General features: G+C 50.4%; 16 protein-coding genes. 9 read left to right on the top strand and 7 right to left on the bottom strand.

The features are described from left to right. Positions 1–59 precede the first annotated feature (59 nt). Entirely contained in the window at positions 60–1,058 is a 999-nt protein-coding gene (locus ACYP03_RS07060) for an AraC family transcriptional regulator (RefSeq protein WP_459779030.1), read from the bottom strand. A 156-nt stretch (positions 1,059–1,214) separates the two neighbouring features. Between ACYP03_RS07060 and ACYP03_RS07055 the strand changes: the two genes are divergently transcribed. Next, complete coding sequence (locus ACYP03_RS07055; RefSeq protein ID WP_459779029.1) at positions 1,215–3,230, top strand: TonB-dependent receptor domain-containing protein; 2,016 nt, start codon at positions 1,215–1,217, stop codon at positions 3,228–3,230. Positions 3,231–3,322: 92 nt separating this feature from the next. On the opposite strand, the gene ACYP03_RS07050 is transcribed toward ACYP03_RS07055, so the two are convergent. The 3 genes from ACYP03_RS07050 to ACYP03_RS07040 form a co-directional block, all read right to left on the bottom strand. Further along, entirely contained in the window at positions 3,323–5,293 is a 1,971-nt protein-coding gene (locus ACYP03_RS07050) for an LTA synthase family protein (protein ID WP_459779028.1), read from the bottom strand. Positions 5,294–5,331: 38 nt separating this feature from the next. Then, entirely contained in the window at positions 5,332–5,700 is a 369-nt protein-coding gene (locus ACYP03_RS07045) for a diacylglycerol kinase (protein ID WP_248143246.1), read from the bottom strand. Between the two features lie 247 nt (positions 5,701–5,947). Continuing rightward, the gene (locus tag ACYP03_RS07040) at positions 5,948–6,397 is read right to left on the bottom strand and encodes an Lrp/AsnC family transcriptional regulator (protein ID WP_459779178.1); all 450 of its coding nucleotides are present in this window, start codon (positions 6,395–6,397) and stop codon (positions 5,948–5,950) included. 190 nt (positions 6,398–6,587) lie between these two features. Between ACYP03_RS07040 and ACYP03_RS07035 the strand changes: the two genes are divergently transcribed. Then, entirely contained in the window at positions 6,588–7,523 is a 936-nt protein-coding gene (locus tag ACYP03_RS07035; protein ID WP_459779027.1) for a DMT family transporter, read from the top strand. A 2-nt stretch (positions 7,524–7,525) separates the two neighbouring features. Here the strand turns inward: ACYP03_RS07035 and ACYP03_RS07030 are convergent, their stop codons facing one another. The 3 genes from ACYP03_RS07030 to ACYP03_RS07020 form a co-directional block, all read right to left on the bottom strand. Continuing rightward, positions 7,526–7,735, bottom strand: coding sequence for a DUF3283 family protein (locus ACYP03_RS07030; RefSeq protein ID WP_248143373.1), 210 nt, complete (start codon positions 7,733–7,735; stop codon positions 7,526–7,528). Between the two features lie 103 nt (positions 7,736–7,838). Then, a complete protein-coding gene (locus ACYP03_RS07025; RefSeq protein ID WP_459779026.1) occupies positions 7,839–8,483 on the bottom strand; it encodes a hypothetical protein in 645 nt (214 codons plus the stop codon). Positions 8,484–8,589: 106 nt separating this feature from the next. After that, positions 8,590–9,105 (bottom strand): porin family protein, encoded by a 516-nt coding sequence (locus ACYP03_RS07020; RefSeq protein ID WP_248143243.1) that lies wholly within the window; start codon positions 9,103–9,105, stop codon positions 8,590–8,592. Positions 9,106–9,652: 547 nt separating this feature from the next. Here ACYP03_RS07020 and ACYP03_RS07015 point away from each other — a divergent pair. The 7 genes from ACYP03_RS07015 (at position 9,653) to ACYP03_RS06985 (ending at position 20,171) form a co-directional block, all read left to right on the top strand. Continuing rightward, the gene (locus ACYP03_RS07015) at positions 9,653–9,823 is read left to right on the top strand and encodes a XapX domain-containing protein (protein WP_036756827.1); all 171 of its coding nucleotides are present in this window, start codon (positions 9,653–9,655) and stop codon (positions 9,821–9,823) included. 32 nt (positions 9,824–9,855) lie between these two features. Next, on the top strand, positions 9,856–10,566 hold the full coding sequence (deoD, locus tag ACYP03_RS07010; protein WP_459779025.1) for a purine-nucleoside phosphorylase: 711 nt from the start codon (positions 9,856–9,858) through the stop codon (positions 10,564–10,566). A 275-nt stretch (positions 10,567–10,841) separates the two neighbouring features. Beyond that, positions 10,842–12,323: a transposase gene (locus ACYP03_RS07005; protein WP_459779024.1), complete on the top strand. Its 1,482-nt coding sequence runs from the start codon at positions 10,842–10,844 to the stop codon at positions 12,321–12,323. A 362-nt stretch (positions 12,324–12,685) separates the two neighbouring features. After that, the gene (locus ACYP03_RS07000) at positions 12,686–15,400 is read left to right on the top strand and encodes an ATP-binding protein (protein ID WP_459779023.1); all 2,715 of its coding nucleotides are present in this window, start codon (positions 12,686–12,688) and stop codon (positions 15,398–15,400) included. 371 nt (positions 15,401–15,771) lie between these two features. After that, complete coding sequence (tal, locus tag ACYP03_RS06995) at positions 15,772–16,722, top strand: transaldolase (RefSeq protein WP_459779022.1); 951 nt, start codon at positions 15,772–15,774, stop codon at positions 16,720–16,722. Positions 16,723–16,802: 80 nt separating this feature from the next. Next, the gene (gene tkt / locus ACYP03_RS06990; RefSeq protein ID WP_459779021.1) at positions 16,803–18,794 is read left to right on the top strand and encodes a transketolase; all 1,992 of its coding nucleotides are present in this window, start codon (positions 16,803–16,805) and stop codon (positions 18,792–18,794) included. Positions 18,795–19,208: 414 nt separating this feature from the next. Beyond that, positions 19,209–20,171 (top strand): LysR substrate-binding domain-containing protein, encoded by a 963-nt coding sequence (locus ACYP03_RS06985; protein WP_459779020.1) that lies wholly within the window; start codon positions 19,209–19,211, stop codon positions 20,169–20,171. Positions 20,172–20,195: the final 24 nt, after the last annotated feature.

Genomic DNA, 20,195 nt, shown 5'->3' with positions numbered 1-20,195 from the left:
CTTCTCTCCTTATGACTGATTCTCAAAACGGATTCTCAGAAACCGGTAACCCAGCCAGTTCAGCATTCCCCCGGCGTGATACCAAATTTTCGCTTAAATGCTGTAATAAAGTTCGACGGATGATTATATCCGCATAAATAGGCCGCTTCACTGACCGAGACATTTTCCAGCTGCATCATATCTCTCGCTTTTTCCAGACGCCGGTTACGCACATAATCAAATACCGTACACCCTAATCCCGTCCGGAAACGGCGTTGCAGCACGCTGACACTCATCGCCGTCGCTGACGCGACCTCCTGTAAGCGTACGTCATGATGCAAGTGCGCTTCTAAATACGCCACCACAACCGACAACTGATCCGGGATATGATGCATCGCATCAGCAACATGCTGAAACTGTACCGGTGAGCAATTCACCAGTTGCCGGCACAGCTGCATCAGAATCAGCTGCCCTCGGGATTCCAGCATCAACTGATGCATCCAGGGATCTTCGGCCTGATCTAAAGTCAGTATCTCTTCACAGAGCTTCAGCATGTCTTGATCCGGCTGCCACCGCCAGCTGGCCAGATGGGTCTGCAAAAACTGACGAACAGATTCAGGCAGAGGGATACTGTTTTTATCAAACCATTCCGGATTCACCAGCAGATTGATCTTTCTGATCTCCTGCTCCTGCGCACTGGCAACAATGTGTCTTCTGAATGCGCACTGACGGGCCAGATTCACCGCGAGCGCTTTCGCACCATCACTGGCATCCAGCACATTGTCCATGCCGTCATAACCAAAACGAATCCGCCCCGACAGTAACAGCGTAATACACACGCAGGGACCGGCATTCGACAGCACATCTGCATCAGCCAGTTCACGAAAAGTGCCGGCCTGGACAATCAATCCGCTGCGAAACTGACTATATTGAAACTTCCCCTGCAGCAGCGTTTCGTTGGGCTGACGATTGTCCGACAGAATGCGATCGGCACTCTGGCTGTCCTGACTCAACCGGGTCATCACAACACGCTTTCTGGCATAGTTCGGTGAGTTCTTCTCTGGACTGGTCACGCTCATCTGCCCCTTTCTGCTGTGTCATTTGCCAATAACTGTTAGACGATTTGGCATAACGATCCTGCCTTCTCAAAATCCGCCCATGAAAATATCATGAATGCGAATCAATATCATTATTGATAATTCTTATGGATATGTTTCAGGTAGGACCAAGCTCACATGTTCAATGACCAACATTTTGATTTTTCACCTTTCAGAATTTCAGCCCTGACGATTGCCATCGCAGCTTCACTCTCTTTCCCTTTCAGCAGCCATGCGGCAGAAGCAGAGCAGCACCTTGACGAAGTGGTCGTCTGGGGTGCCAAAGTCTCCAGCTCTTCTGAATTCATGACTGACGAGGATATTTCCGTTCGCCAGGCCGATCACCTCTCTGACTTGCTGCGGGATATTCCCGGTGTTGACGTAGGCGGCACGCATTCCGTGAACCAGCGCATTAACATCCGCGGACTCGGTGAGACAGATCTGGATATCCGCCTGGATGGAGCTTCGCAGTACGCCAATATGTTCCACCATGTCGGGAATCTGACCCTGAACCCGGACATCATTAAAGCAGTGGATGTCCAGGTTGGGGCAAACTCAGTCCTGAACAGCGGGCTGGGCGGTTCTGTGATGTTTGAGACCAAGTCCGCCAAAGATCTGCTGCGTCCCGGAGAACTATACGGTGCGCGGATTTTTGCCGGATATGGCAGCAACGCCTTCACCCAGGGCTCGTTGTCCCTGTATGGACAGCTTACTGAGTCGCTGGATGCACTCTTCTATGCCTACCAGATCGACCGGGACAACTTCAAAGACGGAAACGGAACAGAAACCCTCGGTTATGACGGCACTGTAGACGATATGATGCTGAAGCTGGGCTGGGAGCCTGCCGCCAATCAACGGCTTCAGTTCACCTATGACCGCTATCGCGATAAGGGTGACTATAATCCCCGGCCGGATATGTCGACCGCAGCCAATAACGGCCTGACACAGGACCAGCTCGCTCCGACCCACTATGATCGCGATACCTTCAGTGTCCGCTACCATCTCGATCAGGGCGATGCACTGGATCTGTCCGTCACGCTTTACCAGAACCGGATTGAGCTCAAGCGTGACGAATCCGGACTCATGCCCTGGCCGTCAAACCGGCAGAGTCTGAATACCGCTGAAAATATCAATACCGGAACGACAATCCTGGCCGTTTCCAGTGTGGATCTGGCTGATATGCGCCACACCTTCCGTTATGGTGGCGAAGGCAATATTCAGGACAGCAAGAGCCGTTACGGCACGCAGCCGAAAATGAAGGAAACCCTGACGGCATGGGCGCTCTATCTCGAAGATACCATCCGGATAACCGATGCGTTCACCGTCACCCCCGGCCTGCGCTACGATGCCGTCGATCGGGATGCCCTGACCAGTGAGAAGACGTTTGATGACATCAACTGGGCACTGGCCGCAGATTATGACGTCACTGAGAACCTGACGCTGTTTGCCAGCACCCGCTCTCTGTTTAAAGCTCCGCCGCTGCTGGAGACCTTCGTCAACTTCCAGGACGTCACTTTCCTGGCCGAAGACATCAAACCAGAAAGCGGCCAGAATACTCAGGGAGGACTGCGCTGGAGCCATCACCAGGGAAGCAGCAGCTATGGTACAACCCTGACGGTATTCAAAACCCGGCTGGATGATTATCTGGCCAACGAATACCGTGACGGGAAGTACATTTTCTTTAACAACGGTGATGCTGAAATTAAAGGGTTCGAGACCAGCCTATACTATGGCTATGAGGCGCTGATGGCGAAACTTTCATACGCCAGAGCAGATAACAAAAACAAAACCAATCACACCCCAATCATTGCTTCAAATGGCCGCAGCAGCGACGTGGGTGACAGCATCGGCCTGGCACTGGATTACAGCCTGTACGATTACGATCTCTATCTGGGATACCGGGGTCAGTTTGTCCTGAAAGAAGACAACGTCCTGTCGGGCACGCCAGTCAAAGACAGCTATGATGTTCACAACATTTACGCGCAATGGGCTCCGCAGCAGATCGACGGCCTGGTTATGACGTTTGGTATCGACAACCTGTTTGATGAAGCCTATGTCTCACACGCCTCCCGCTCAGGTCTCGCCCGTGGACTGGACACCGCTGATCTTGAACCGGGACGCAACATCAAGATTTCAGCCTCCTATCAATTCTGACAGCAATTCATGCCATCTCGGATTTCCCTGACAGCATACGAAAAAGCCGCCCATCACAGGCGGCTTTCATCGGTTGATTCAGAACTCAGCGCTTATTGCTCAGCACTGACGAGCTGCTGCTCCGTCACCGGAGGAAGTCTGTAACTCCCCTGCCGATAGAGCTTACCGCCCAGCAGTGCGTGGGCCAGTGCTCGCTTGGATTCGGTTTCAGAAACCGAAGCCGGTGTCATGGACTGAGCCGCAAAATCATAGTGATAACCAATCGGCGCTTTACCCGGCTGAAGAACGACCAGCTTATCCTTGGTCAGATAACCAAAGTTCTTATCGAACTGCATCATGGCACGCTGGTATTCCGGCGCGACGGCTTTTGTCATGTCATGACCGATCATCGGGGAGGTATTATCCGCACCAATCAGCGACAGCAGCGTCGGAGCCATATCAATGTTACTTGCCAGACGGTCATCCTGACGCGGCTGCACATCCCCCCCCAGGATCAGAGCCGGAATGTGGAAACGGTCAACCGGCACCGGCACTTTCCCTTCTGCACGGGCGTCATGGTCTGCAATCACAATAAAGATGGTGTCTTTCCAGTATTCAGACTGCTTGGCTTTCGCGAAAAACTCACCCAAGGCTTTATCTGAATATTTCACCGCATTGTTACGGCTGTGCTCAGGCTGTTCATACAGTTCAATTTCACCGTCAGGGAACTCATATGGTGAGTGGTTACTGCTGGTGAAAACCAGACTGAAGAACGGCTGACCGGTATTGTGCAGACGGGTAAATTGCTGATCCGCCATCTGATACAGATCCTGATCCGACGCGCCCCATGACCCTACGAATTTCGGGTTTTCAAAGTCCGGCAGGTCAACGATTTCCTCAAAGCCATTCCCCAGGAAGAAAGACTTCATGTTATCGAAGTGACTTTCACCACCATAAATAAACTGGGTATGGTAGCCCTGACGCTCCAGCAGTTCCGCAATGGTGTAAAAACCGGTCTGGCTTTTACTTAATTTCACGACGGCCCGCGACGGCGTTGGCGTAAAACCAGTTGTCATCGCTTCGATCCCGCGCACAGAGCGGGTGCCGGTGGCATAAACCTGCGTGAAGTTCCAGCCTTCCTGCATCAGCTGGTCAAGATTCGGCGTCAATGGCAGACCACCCAGTGCGCCGACAAAACGCGCACCCAGGCTTTCCTGCAACAGAATCACCAGATTCTTTTTACCTGCAAAAGTCGGCAGGTTGGTATTCAGCGTCGGAATGTCATCTGAAACAAAGCTGTCTGGTCGGCCAGATGCCTGACGAACCGTTTCAACAACCTCTTCCAGCGGCATCTTGCCATAGAATTCTTCTGCATTTTTCTCTGAACCCATGTTCTTCGCCGCAAAAATCACGGAGTAAGCAGAGTTCAGGGTCAGGTCATTCAACAGCGGGTCCGTTGAAAATGCGACCATTGCCGGGTTCAGCGGGCGATGCTGAAACGTTGAACGGGCTCCCATCACACCAAAAGCAAGCACAGCAATTGCCAACACCGGGCGCCAGTACCATTTCGGTGCCTTCAGATCACGCACAGCGTAACCGCTCAGCTTCCAGCCCAGGAACAGGGTCAGCAAAGTGCCCAGCAGACCAATTGCCAGCTCTGCCTTATAGCCAACCCACAGCATGCTGAATACTTCTTTTGGATAAATCAGATATTCCAGAAACAGACGGTTCGGACGCAGATTATATTCGGTAATAAAAGTAGGCGTCGCCAGTTCCATATAAACCAGCACCCAAAGACCAGCCACCAGCCAGACTCTGAGCAGGAACACCCAGATTTTTCCCAGAACACCCTGAACAGGCAGTAACGTTGCCAGCAGGGAAGGTAATAAAAGAAGCCAGCAAAGTGTCGAGATATCGACTCTGACGCCTTGGGTCAGAATCATCATCCAATCTTGCCAGCCCGTCACGTGTTCAGCCTGCCAGGCAGTCAGAAGCACACGGGAGAGACTCAGGAAAAACAGAGAAATGAGAGAAAACAGGATGACAGGGAACATCAAACCTGTTTTTTGTTTCAGCTTTTGCATTAGAACTACATCCGAATAAACGGCATCCGGAAAACGGACTACCAGTACAGCTTCAATAAAATCGCCAGCCAGATCCCGCCGGCAAGAAGCAGCGAAACAAACACTGCCGCAGAACCAATATCTTTTGCACGCCCACTCAGCTCATGAATTTCGCTGCCGATCCGATCAACCACAGCTTCAAGCGCAGAGTTCAGCAGCTCCACAATGACAACCAGGAATAAACTGGCAATAAGAAGGATGTGTTCAACGAAACTGACAGGCAGAAAAAATGAGATTGCAGTGAGCAGCACAAGCAGACAAATTTCCTGACGGATTGCGGCTTCGTTTTGCCACGCCGCTTTCAGGCCTTGCATCGAATATCCCGTTGCCTTGACGATGCGAACCACCCCAGTGTTACCAGGCTTCATAGTGTTCCTTGTCTAATTTTAAAGTCGGACAAAATAGTGAAAAATTGCTTTGATGTCAGCAGCAAGTTGCTCAGTTATGAGCTTACTCCAATTCAGACTGACCTCGTTTTGTCATTTTGTGATGTTTAACACGCCCCCTGAGATATTTCGTCAGAACATCCAACTCAAAATGGCCCTATCCTGACGACAGTTCCTTAAGAATGCCTTAAGAATTGAAAACTCCCGGCCCAATGCTGAACCAGGCCCGCTAAACGGGAAGTTGCCGGCCGGTTTTCACCGACCTGATTGCCAGATTGGTATGGATATCCTTCACCATCGTTAACATCTGAAGCTGACGGACAAAAACCTCGTAATGCGGCAAATCTCTGGCGACCACCTCGAGCAGGTAGTCGTAAGCGCCTGAGATGACATGCGCACTGATCACTTCGGTCATTTCACACATCACTTTCTCAAATGCATCAATCGGCTGATCATTATGGTTATTCAGGCTGACATTCACGAAAAACGTCATCATCAGTCCCAGCTTTTGCCTGTCCAGAGTGGCCTGATATCCAGAAATGATGCAGTCTGATTCCAGTTTTTTAATTCGTCTGGCACAAGGCGACACAGACAGACCGACTTTATCGGCGATCTCTGCCGTACTTTGCCGTGCATCGCGTTGAATTTCCTGCAAAATCTGCTTGTCTTTTTTATCCATCATCCTTGCGGCCTGCGTTCTGTCACTGAATCGTCAACGACGTTTGTTTGGGGAAAGAGAAAACAAACTAAAATTGGATGAAATATTAGTAATATTTACCAAAAATAAAAACAATGAGGGCTGATTTTGCCAACATTTCTCACTGAGATTTGTTGATACTGGAGATATCTCAACAGTCAGGATAACACCAATGCAAAAATCCGCCTCTACACTGCTTACAGGGCTGTCAGCGATGATGATCACCTTGCTGATCTGGTCCGGTTTTTTCCTTTCGCTTCGTGCCTCCACGCATTCAAATCTCACCACAGCTGACATCGCTCTGATTCGCTTCGTTCCGGCAGCTGTACTGTTCAGCTGGTTATGCCGGTACAAGTTCAGACGCATCCTTCAGACACCGAAACGCTATTTGCTCCTGATCTGCTGGGGAGCTGGCCTGCCTTATTTTTTAATTGCCGGACAAGGCTTACAGTATGTTCCGGTTGCTGATGGCGCTTCACTGATCCCCGGAATCCTGCCGCTGTTTGTTTCAGGGATTGCAGTTTTCTGTTACCGGGAGACCATTTCACCAGCCCGGAAAGCCGGACTGATGCTTATCGCCACTGGTGTCGCGGGGTTTGTAGCCAAGTCATTCGCTGCAGGCCAGCCCGGCATGCTGCTTGGATACAGCATTTTGCTGTTTGCCAGTTTCAGTTGGGCGTGGTTTACCATCGCGATGCGGTTATCCGGACTCACTGCGATGGAGGGCGCTGCTGTCATTGCCATTTCAGGCTGCCTTTTAATAGCAGCAGGCGCTCTGAGTGGTCAAATGTCCTTCAACCTGCTGGCTGCTGACCATCATGAGGTGTTTTATCATTTTCTGGTGCAGGGGGTCGGGGTCGGTATTATTTCCAGCCTTTGTTATACCATGGCAATTTCGAGGCTGGGGGCAGAAGTCAGTGCAGCTCTGGGCTCATTTACGCCAGTCCTGGCCGCTTTCATGGCCATTCCTTTATTCTCTGAACCGCTGACGGAACAAACCATGCTGGCGATGGCGCTGATTGTGATGGGTGCTCTGGCTGCCAGTGAAGTACTGTCCGTTCAACAGGGCAGCCTGCTGAAAAAATTACGCAGACAACGCGCGGGGTGAAATTAGGCCACCCCCATCATGCTTTTATATGTCTCGACGGACTGCTCAAAAAAAGCACGTTCGTCGTCATCAGCAATTTTTTCAGCCTGATTGAAAAACACCTCCGGACCAGCTTTGCCGTTTTTCAGCTGCCAAACGGCATAAGCTGCCTGTTTATCCAGTTCCACTCGGTTTTTTTCTGAATCCGACAGCAAACACAAATTATGCATGATGTATCCCTAAAGTGAGGTGTGAGTCGCTTAAGGGCGACATAGTATCGGATTCCGTATGAATGTGAAGCCTTTCACCCGCTCAGAAATATCCCGGACACAAAGACTAAAAACCCAGATGTGAAGACACCACCCAGGTAAACACAACCACGACCACAGTAATCAAAGCTACACTGATCACCGGATTGAGTGTCCGCTGGCTGGGATACCGGATTGCATCCATCACGGATGGTTCATCGGTATGTCCGCTTCCCGTCCCGGCCTGATTCAGTTGCGACAGTCCTTCAGTGATACAGTCCTCTTCGCTATCAATGACCTGCGCATCAAACCAGCGCTGGCGATCAACCAAAAGTTCGGCAGGCACTTGACGCGGGGGACCGAATTGTCCGGTTCTGGGTTCTATCACGCTGAGCACCATCAAGTCCCGGGACTCTCCCCAAACCCAGCAAGGTAAGTAATTGCCCTGAATGTTGACCCGGCAAGGAAATGGATAGGCATCACTGGTCAGCAGCTGATTCACCGGCATCCCGGTATGCTGGAGTGCACTGTGTGCACTTTCCAGCCAGGGCTGAATGGCATGACGATACATATTCTGGCGGAGAGGTAGCAAGCGAGACAGGCCACGCAGCACAAATGGCTGGTACTCCGATCGGATATGCTGCTGCTGCCATAACTGCTGCGCAGGCTGCGAGTCCTGCAATGCAAGAAACACAGCCTGGCAGGTTTTCTGATAACGTTCATAGTTTGTCATATTCACCTCCGCAGCCACCCTATACCTAAAGTTTAAGTGTTTCTGGTTCGCTGATCGTTGATCTCGCTGCGGGTTTCACGAAGATGAGATTTTTTGTGAAACACAGTTACAAACTAAAACCTACGCTCAGCAAAATGGCATTATTGTCCACATCGCCCATATCACGGTATTCATAACCCAACGACAAATCCAGCAGTGGAATGATCCCTAGTACGAATCCGGCGCCGCCCGCGAATCCCCATCCGTCATCGCTGTGTTTCACCCCGGCCAGCTTGCGATCAACTTCGTAATAGTTTCCGCCGGCTCTTGCGTAGATACTGCCGACCAGCAGCGGGATATCGGCCTGCAGCGTAATCGGCACAGACGTATAATCAATGTCGTTTTTTGCTGTGGTTAAATCTGAATCCACTTCCCCGCTGCCAATAGCCAGCCCGGCATTGACGCTGAAAATACTGGTCAGGCGATATGATGCATCCACACCGTATTCATAGCCGTAATCAGAATTGCCATCGTACTCCAGCCGCGCAGCACCAGCGTGCGCGCCAACTGACAATCCCAGAATATCTGCACTGGCTGGCAGGCTGAGCATTCCGATTGCCAATGACATCCATACTTTTTTCATGGTCATGATCCCTTCGAAGAAAAAGTCCAAAACAGTCTGTGCCCCATAAACCTTTAGTCCATTTATCCACTTTCGCCAACTAAAGCTGCCGGAAAAACAATCAGATACTGGCAATTTTCATGACTCTGTCACAAACACAGTTTTTCCTCCCGTAAAAATGAAATCGATTACACTTGTGTGGTTGTAAAACTTTCAGGCACTTCCCGGCGTCAAAGTATTAAAATTCAAAGTTTTTGCATTAAATTACTGTTAAAAAAAGAAATAATGCTTATTGAGTATTTTCATTCCTCACTTTTTGAGTCCAGAAAATCGAATAAAAAGCAAACGATTCGCCTCATACTTTCAACAGAATTAGTAAGTAATGCTGGATTACACCGCAGATAATCAATAAAATGTGATCGATTTCAAAAGTTAAGGGGCATAACTTTCCTAGACTGGCCCCAGATTCAACGACAGCCTTTTGGCATGCTTTCATTTATTGCCGCCGCTGTGTTGAAGTTTTTCAGACAAGATGTACCGCTGAGTACGACATACAGAGGGTAAACACATGAACGAGATTCTGCTCGCAACTGTTGCAGGATTAATTGTAGGACTGTTCTTCAGTGCGGTGAAGCTGCCATTACCAGCGCCACCTGTTCTGCCTGGTATTATGGGTATCGTTGGTGTTTACCTCGGTGGTATTGCGTACCAGGCAGTAGTTGAACGTTTCTTTTCATAACTTTTTTACGAATAACTTGTCAGGAGTCCGCTATGGCAACCCCGCATATCAATGCTGAACTTGGTGATTTTGCAGAAACTGTACTGATGCCAGGTGACCCGCTGCGCGCGAAACTGATCGCCGAAACATACCTGGAAAATGCTAAAGAAGTGTGTAATGTCCGAAACATGTTCGGCTACACCGGCACTTACAAAGGGAAGAAGCTTTCTGTCATGGGCCATGGTATGGGTATCCCATCCTGCTCAATCTATGTACACGAACTGATCAAAGATTTCGGCGTGAAAAACGTTATTCGTATCGGTAGCTGCGGTACTGTGAGCGATGATATCAAACTGATGGATATCGTGATCGCAATGGGCGCATCAACTGACTCGAAAGTAAACCGCATCCGTTTCAATAACCATGACTTCGCAGCCATCGCAGATTACCATCTGCTGGAAACTGCAGTGACTGAAGCACGTGAGCAAAATGTACCGGTTCGTGTTGGTAACGTCTTCTCTGCTGATCTGTTCTACAGCCCTGAAGCTGACCTGTTCGACAAAATGAACAAACTGAACATTCTGGGTGTCGACATGGAAGCGGCCGGTATCTACGGCGTTGCTGCTGAGCTGGGCGCAAAAGCACTGACGATTCTGACTGTTTCAGATCACATTACCCGTGGTGAGCACCTGAGCTCTGACGACCGTCAGAAATCTTTCCACGCTATGATGCAGGTTGCTCTGGAAACCGCGATCAAAATCTGATGCGGCACCGTTCTGACCTGCCCGTCGGGCGGGTTCAGAATGGCAAAGGCGGCCCATAAAGCCGCCTGAAACCCAAGGATTAGTCAGCTCAAGCTAGGCATCCCGCCTGTCGCAGCTCAATATTTTGTAATATGTGGCGTCTTACACAATTTGAAGCGGGTAACCCCGGGCGACATTGCAATGCCTGACCGTTTGGGCCAACTAATGGGTGCTGAGTCATCGTAAGCGGTAATGACTCGGCACCTTTTTCTATGATGTTATCGGAGTGGGGCTCGATGATGACCAGCCAAAGACAATCTGCATCATTGCCGCCAGCCAGTGGCCAATGGCAGTTTAATCATTGCAAAACGGTCCATTGCCGCAATTTTGGCTCCCATAATCCCGACGATTACATCATTCAGCTGACCAACCCGAACCGTCCTTCATTCATCTGCAAGGAATGCGGTGCATTTCCGCCGTTGATCAGTAATCAGAGTGTGGTCGCCGAATGGCGGTACCTCAAACTTCAGCAAAGCTGCGGATTACCCGCCTGTAACAACCTGAACTGTGAAAATTTGGGGCTGCCGGTGCTGACTCACCGCCACCTCTATCACGCCTTTGGCTACAGTGGTGATCGTCAGCGGTATCGCTGCAAATCCTGTCAGACAACCTTTGTCGATCGCTGGTCCGGTTTTAATCCCAAGCATCAGGTTCAGCAAAAACTGCTTGCACTGCTGTTTACCGGTCACCCGATCCGGGATATCTGCCGGCGCCTGAGCATGAATCCGAAAACCTTCTATGATCAGCTCAACCATATTGCCAGCCGTTGCCGACGACAGTTGTCTGTATTCGATGCCCGTCTGTTACAAAACCGATCGCAACTGGCACTGGCCTGTACACTCAGTCCGTTACAGCCTCATGCTGAGAACGGAGTAAACTGGATTGCCAGCTGTGAAGCCCATTCCGGGTACGTCCTCAGCCAGCACATCAATTACCATCCGGAAGATACGGGTGACGCTGCGGCAATACATGATCCGTACAGCCCCAATGCCCGCTTTATGGCAAAACCCACCCAGACGGCGACGGTCTCTGAACCTGTCACGACTCAAGGCTTACTGGCCCAGGTTGATGCGAAATACCGTGAGGTGCTGTCGAGGCCACATCTGGAAGACCCAACCAGTGCTCTGAAGCTGAGCCACTTTCCGGCCAAAGGCAAACTGGTGCGGCCGCAATACGCAACCTACGCACATTTTCTGCAGTTAAACGAACTAGTCAGCGAAGACACCCAGCTCATGCTGTTTATGCCGCAGGAACCTTTATTACGTTCCGCTTGCCTGTCTGTTTTTCTGGAGCGGATTCGTTCCGGCACCATTGAGCCTGTCTATGTCGAAGAAGATCACGATTGGCCGCAAGGACAGCCAGCAGGCAGAATCGATATCGTGCTGCTCGGATGGTGGCGTGACCGGTGGGCATTCACTCGCATTGATCAGGTCAGTAAAGGGATCTGCCATTTAGGCGGAGAAAAAGATAATGAAGCCCGGTGGCTGCAACTGGCTTCGCACAGGGCTGTCGACGAGTATCAGCAACGCTTTTATCAGCAGTTCGCGCAATTGGTGGACGAACCGCGCCGCAAAGCGCGGCCCGGGGGATTGCTGCCTTTGCTGGATATTTACCGCGCGTGGCATAACCTGTGTCGTCAGGATCGTCAGGGCATGACCCCGGCACAGCAACTCGGGCTGTTACGCTCCCCGTTAACTCTGGAGCAATTACTGAACTAATCCATGGTAAAACGCTGCTTACCCGAGTCAATCCATAATTATTGTCTGGCGCCTTTGCTGTCCCATTCAATGACCTGAGCAGTAAACATCCTGCCGATACCATTATCCCGGAATACAGAGTTTCGAATCACATCTCGCTGCACTCATTTTTTTGCTGTGGCAGGAATCTCAGGAAACCGATACAAATAAGAACCGCCTGTCCCTCAAATCGGTAATATCGCTGCTCAGCTCTCTTCTCCGCACACTCACTCTTTGGCATAGTCATACTTTGAGAGTATGCTTCGATTAAGTCGCGAATCAATCGAGGTCAAATGGTGATAAGGATTGTCCCCAACCGAATAAAACCGATTCTTCTGGTCAGCATGTTGGCTGTCGGAATCATTCCGTCCTATATCTATGGTTGGATCAGCAGTGAAAAACTCAATGAAGTTGCACTGGACAGAATCGCCAACGGAATTAATGCGCGAAATACGATTGCAGCGCAAAGTCTTGACCAGACTTACACCCTCAGGCTGAAAAACCTCTACCTGCTCAGCCAGTCTCCGATGTTTTCCCGACCCTCGTCGCAAATCAGCCAGTTCTTTTACAATTTCAGCCAGACCGATACTTCATTCGCAGCCATGCATCAGATACGGCAGCAGAACGGGCAATACTATCTGGCCGCAAGCTCCAAAGAAATGGCATCCATCGATACCATTGATGTTCCTGATTTAGCCGCAATTGACACAGCACTCATCCAAAACCAGAGCGAAAAATATATTTCACATCCTCAAGTCAAAAACAGTGAAGCCACTGCTTTTCTGGCCAAAAAAATCCGTCAGCAACCCGATGGTTTCCTGCTGATCGAATATAAGATGGATGACATTAAGCTGCAGCTGAAAAAATTAGGGAGTGAAGTCAGCAGCACGGATAATATTTACCTGACCGACATTGAAGGAAATTTACTTATCACCAGTGATGACTCCCCCCAGTCTCTGAAACAATACCAACAATTTTATCTGGAGAATTTACTGACCGATCCGGGCAAAAGCACATCATTCCTGCCATTCAAGCTCGGGATCAACTATTACAACAATCCGGACGGCGAAGCGATGATTGCCGCGGTTGTTCCTTCCCAGACCAAGGACGCAAATGGCTTGCCCATCTGGGCTCTGGTCACTCTGACATCACAGGATAATGCCATCAGCATTATTGATGAACTTCATCATTTTCTGCTGCTCGCATTAGCCATGGTCAGCGTGTTTATTTTGTTACTTTCTATCGGTCTGACAAAACGCATTACCGACCCGATTGCAAAGCTGACCCGCTTTGCGTCACAGTTTCGTTTGGGGAATTATCAGCGCAACCCCCACTTTGAAGGCCCTTACGAATTTCAGGTTCTTCATGATGCGCTCAACCAGGGCACAGACAAAATTTACGCCGATACCAAACGGCTGAATCAGGCACTGGAAAAAGCCAAAGCGGCCGACAAAGCGAAATCAGCTTTTCTCGCAAATCTGTCCCATGAAATCCGTACGCCCATGAACGGAATGTTGGGTTTGTCGCAACTGCTGCTGAAAACAGAGCTGACCCCGGAGCAGGAGCATCATCTCCACACGCTGCTTGAATCCGGTAAGCATATGATGACTCTGCTCAATGATATTCTGGACTTTTCAAAAATCGAGCAGGGACAACTCAAGCTGGATAAAACCCATTTCCAGTTTACCGATCTGGTCGGTGCAATCGAGAGTACATATTTCTCACTGGCGAAAGAAAAAGGACTCTCATTTCACATTGATTGTGGATTTGCGCAGGAAACCTGGTTTTATGCAGATAAATCCCGTATCCGGCAGATTCTCTTCAACCTCATCAGTAATGCCATCAAGTTCACCGATAAAGGTGAAGTCCGGGTTCGCATGAGCCTGACTCATTTACCAAATGAACAAAAACAACAGCTCAACATTGTGACTGAAGATACCGGCATCGGCATTGCCCCGGAGCGTATTACACACATCTTTGACCCTTTTGCACAGGCTGAAGTCTCAACCAGTCGCCGTTACGGCGGCACAGGTCTGGGCCTGAGTATCGTTCGTCAGTTGGCACAACTGATGGATGGTGATGTTGTACTGACCAGCACCCCGGGCGTTGGTACTCATGTCACGGTCAGCCTTTGCCTGGAGAATGGTATTCCTCAGGAAGAGCTGATTGAACATATTGAGATTGATAAAAAGGCATTTGCCGGGCTGAACGTTCTGGTGGTTGAAGACAATCACCTGAACGTGCTGATCATGGAAAGTTTCCTGAAACAGTGGGGCTTCCACACATTCACCGCTGAAAATGGCCTTGAAGCGCTGACGATGATTCAGAGCCAGACATTTGATCTGGTCCTGATGGATAATCATATGCCGGTCATGGATGGTCTGGAATCCACCCGCCGGATTCGGGCATTGCCTGAACCCTGTTGTATCGTGCCGATTTTTGCCTGCACCGCCGATGCATTTGAAGAAACCCAGCAGAATATGCTCAATGCCGGTGTTGACTGTGTCATTACCAAACCGCTGGATGAACGGAAACTGCTGGATGCCCTGCAACGCTTCCGGCATCGTATTGATTACATGGCATCCTTAAGACAACGTGCACTCACGCAGCCAGATTTCAGCCATCAGTCCGTATTCAGTGATCCGGTTTTCAATACCGATATTCTGACCATCCCTGAAACACAGGAGCACAAGGAAAACAACCTGGAACATTTTACCCTGATCGCAATGGATGAATTGTCGGAGATGCTGGATCATGACTTGAGCATGATTGCACAATTCCTCATCATCTTCGCTGATGATCACCAGGATTATGACCTGAAAATCCGCCAGGCAATTGCTGAAGGAGATCAAAAAGAGGCCATCTTACTCAGCCACACCTTAAAAGGTGCATCCGCCAGCCTCTGCGCTCACTCACTCAGCGAGGCAGCGATGATCGTTGAAACAACACTCAAAGACGGACAAACCCCGTCAGAGGCGGAGCTTTCGGCGCTATCCAATGCCTTGCAGGCCCTCTGCACTGAAATCCGGAGTCTGTTGGAAACGACAACCTTCGTGTAATCTCCCCGGCTCATCAATCATCTGTTGATGAGCCAGTTTTTACTGAGCTCCCCCGGATGGAAACGGAATCACCACCGAACATATGATCACACCCCAAAACAAATGATCACAATTTAAGAGCAAGAATGATTGATAAAATTGATCGAGCTACGAATACACTTCGGTTTCATTGTGTAAAATTTGCCTGATTAAGCGAGTTACCCGGGCTTTGAGATTGACATTTTCACTGAAAAATTCAATTATCGGGACATCAATTGTTCTACAGCGATCCATATGTTCATACCTGTTGGATCAGGTGCAGACGGATCCTGACAAGAGCGGTCAACTGGCTAAACTTAAAGCTTGCACAAACACAGCAAAGGTCGAGAGATATGAGCACGAAACTGGAACAACTGCGCGCACTCACTACTGTTGTTGCCGACACTGGCGACATCGATGCGATTAAGAAATATCAACCGCAAGACGCGACCACCAACCCTTCCCTGATCCTGAAAGCCGCAGAAATTGAACAGTACGCGCCTCTCATCGACGATGCCATTGCGTACGCAAAAGCGCAAAGCAACGACAAAGCTCAGCAAATCGAAGATGCTGGTGACAAGCTGGCTGTAAACATCGGTAAAGAAATCCTGAACGTCGTTCCTGGCCGTATCTCAACTGAAGTTGACGCTCGTCTGTCTTACGACACTGAAGCTAGCGTGGCAAAAGCACGTAAGCTGATCAAAATGTACAACGATGCCGGTATCAGCAACGAGCGCATCCTGATCAAACTGGCTTCTACCTGGGAAGGTATCCGTGCTGCTGAAGTTCTGGAAAAAGAAGGCATCAACTGTAACCTGACTCTGCTGTTCTCTTTCGCTCAGGCGCGTGCTTGTGCTGAAGCGGGTGTATTCCTGATTTCTCCTTTCGTTGGCCGCATCATGGACTGGTACAAAGCGAAAGAAGGCCGCGACTTTGAAGCTTCTGAAGATCCGGGCGTTCTGTCTGTTACCAAGATCTACAACTACTACAAAGCACTGGGCTACAACACCGTTGTGATGGGCGCAAGCTTCCGTAACACAGGTGAGATTCTGGAACTGGCTGGTTGTGACCGTCTGACCATCAGCCCGCAATTGCTGCAGGAGCTGTCCGAAGCACAAGGTGAGGTTGTCCAGAAACTTTCTGCTGAGGTTGCTTCTGAAGAGCGTCCGGCACCAATGACTCACGCTGAGTTCCTGTGGGATCACAACCAGGACCCAATGGCGATTGAGAAGCTGGCGGAAGGTATCCGTAACTTCGCGATCGACCAGGGCAAACTGGAAACCATGATCGAAGCGCGCCTGTAATCCAGCGCAGAATTTTGAGAGCAGCACAACGCTGCTCTCAGTCGTTTTATGACTAACTTGAATTGAGTAAGAAGAATATTATGGATCGTAAAGTACTTGCGAATGCTATCCGTGCCCTGAGCATGGACGGTGTACAACAGGCGAACTCCGGTCACCCGGGCGCACCGATGGGTATGGCGGATATCGCCGAAGTTCTGTGGCGTGACCACCTGAACCACAACCCGCAAAACCCGAACTGGGCTGACCGCGACCGTTTCGTACTGTCCAACGGCCACGGCTCCATGCTGATTTACTCCCTGCTGCACCTGAGCGGTTATGCGCTGTCCATTGACGACCTGAAAAACTTCCGTCAGCTGCATTCAAAAACACCGGGCCACCCGGAGTATGGCTACGCGCCGGGTATCGAAACCACCACGGGCCCGCTGGGTCAGGGCATCACCAATGCCGTGGGTATGGCGATTGCTGAAAAATCTCTGGCAGCTCAGTTTAACCGCGACGGCCACGACATCGTTGACCACTACACCTATGCGTTCCTGGGCGACGGCTGTCTGATGGAAGGTATCTCTCACGAAGCATGTTCTCTGGCCGGTACCCTGGGTCTGGGCAAACTGATCGCGTTCTGGGATGACAACGGCATTTCTATCGACGGTCACGTGGAAGGCTGGTTCTCTGACGACACACCAAAACGCTTTGAAGCGTACGGCTGGCACGTGATCCCTGCGGTTGACGGCCACGATGCTGCAGCAATCAACGCAGCGATTGAAGCAGCGAAAGCAGACCCTCGCCCAACGCTGATCTGTACCAAAACTATCATCGGTTTCGGTTCTCCGAACAAAGCCGGTTCTCACGACTGTCACGGTGCCCCGCTGGGTCACGACGAAATCGCAGCAGCCCGTGAATTCCTGGGCTGGCAGCATGGTCCGTTCGAAATCCCTGCTGACGTTTACGCAGAGTGGGATGCCAAAGAAGCAGGCGAAGCGAAAGAAGCAGCATGGAATGAAAAACTGGCTGCTTATGAAGCCGCTTACCCAGAACTGGCTGCAGAATTCAAACGTCGTGTAAACGGCGAACTGCCAGCACAATGGGAAGCAGAAGCAAGCAAGATCATTGCTGATCTGCAAGCCAACCCGGCGAACATCGCCTCCCGTAAAGCTTCTCAGAATGCGCTGGAAGCCTTCGGTCAGATCCTGCCTGAGTTCATGGGTGGTTCTGCGGACCTGGCACCTTCGAACCTGACCATGTGGTCTGGCTCGAAGTCGCTGACGGCTGATGACGCATCTGGTAACTACATCCACTACGGTGTGCGTGAGTTCGGGATGACGGCGATCATCAACGGTATCGCACTGCACGGTGGTTTCGTCCCTTACGGCGCAACCTTCCTGATGTTCATGGAATATGCCCGTAACGCGATGCGTATGGCTGCCCTGATGAAAGTTCAGAACATTCAGGTATACACCCACGACTCCATTGGTCTGGGTGAAGACGGCCCGACGCACCAGCCGGTTGAGCAGATTGCTTCTCTGCGCCTGACGCCAAACATGAGCACCTGGCGTCCGTGTGACCAGGTTGAATCAGCAATGGCGTGGAAACTGGCGATTGAGCGCAAAGATGCACCAACCGCGCTGATCTTCTCGCGTCAGAACCTGGCTCAGCAAGAGCGCAGCGAACAGCAGGTTGCTGATATCGCAAAAGGTGGTTACACCCTGAAAGACTGTGCAGGCAAACCTGAGCTGATCCTGATTGCCACCGGTTCTGAAGTTGAGCTGGCCGTGAACGCTGCCGCTGAACTGAGCACAGAAGGCAAGCAGGTTCGTGTTGTTTCAATGCCGTCTACCGACGCATTCGACAAGCAAGATGCGGCTTACCGTGAATCTGTGCTGCCATCTGACGTGACTGCCCGTATCGCCATTGAAGCCGGTATTGCCGACTTCTGGTACAAGTACGTCGGTTTCGACGGCCGCATCATCGGCATGACCAGCTTCGGTGAATCTGCACCGGCTGGCGAACTGTTCAAACTGTTCGGCTTCACCACTGAAAACGTGGTGAGCACGGCGAAAGAACTGCTGGCGTAATTCCGGACTTTTCGGACACCAGATCATAAACCCGGCCTTTGGCCGGGTTTTTTTATACCCTCGACACCGATCTGAAAATCTTCTCCTGCTATTTCCATCTCAATGCATCATTGAAATGTGCATCATTTGCAGAAGTGCTCGAATGCTCGTTGCTCTGATCCAGACCAAGATCGGCTCTGAGGTGTTCCGGCACCTCTTGTAAGGAACGGATGCATTGACGTTTCAACTGCCAGATCCGAAGTTTAGAAAATATTTTCTTAACTGATGTAACAACTTGCTGAACAGTCGGGAATACAGGATCATACATTGTCATCATCGCTTTACTGCCTGTGTTTATCAAAGTTATGATTAATTTTTATTCAGGACTGTATCTGGCTCAAACGATAGATTCTGACACTCAGTTAAGGAAAACTTATGCTAAAGCCAACAGACCCGCATAAACGCATGCCGCCTTTGCAAGGTTTGTATTATTTCTATCAGGCAGCACACTATGGCAGTTTCAAACTGGCGGCAGAAACCCTGCACGTCACTGCAGCAGCAATCAGCCAACAAATCAGACTTCTGGAAGACTGGCTCGGTACCCCCCTGTTCTATCGCCAGCACCGTAAAGTCGTTCTGACCCCTGAAGGGCAAATCCTGTTCGAACACACACAAAAAGGATTCCATCAGATCCAGAGTGGCGTCTGGCTGATCAACAACGACCCGGACCCGCAACGCATATCACTCTCCACATTGCCCTCATTTTCGCAGCATTGGCTGGTTCCGCGGATGACATCATTCAAAGCGGAGCACCCGGATATTTCAGTTCTGATTGAGTCCAAAACCGAGCTGGCCGATTTCGAGCAGTCTTCACTGGATCTGTGTATTCGCTATGGGGAAGGCTGTTACCCGAACCTGCATTGTCAATGGCTGATGGATGATCTGCTGTATCCGGTGTGCCACCCGCTCTATCAGGCACAGCACCAGATTTATTCCATCCATGATTTACAACGGGCTGATTTGATTGGCGATATCTGGCCGGATATCAACTGGGAACGCTGGCTGGCAACCGTAGGTGCCAAAGGCGGTTCAAGTTCGCTGGCATATGATGGCGTCAATTACGTTCTGGAAGGCGCGCTTTCCGTCCAGGGTGTCGCGCTGGCACGCCACAGTCTGGCACAACGCTATATTGAAGAAGGCACTCTGGTTCGCATTGGTAACATCGCGGTGAAACCCAATTTCAGTTACTACCTGTGTGCTCCGGAAGGTTATTTTAAGCGCGAGAAAGTCCAGATCTTCACTGACTGGATCCGCCAGCAAGCCGATAAATTTCAGCAATCGTTCCCAGCTGACCAGGAAATCCGGCAATTCAGTGACCAGATCATCAAGACAAAATAACGGGGGAGCGGATTGCACCGCAGC

The organism is Photobacterium sp. R1 (assembly GCF_054600795.1).
The sequence above is the reverse complement of the archived record's forward strand: the minus strand, read 5'-3'. Positions and strand labels throughout refer to the sequence as shown.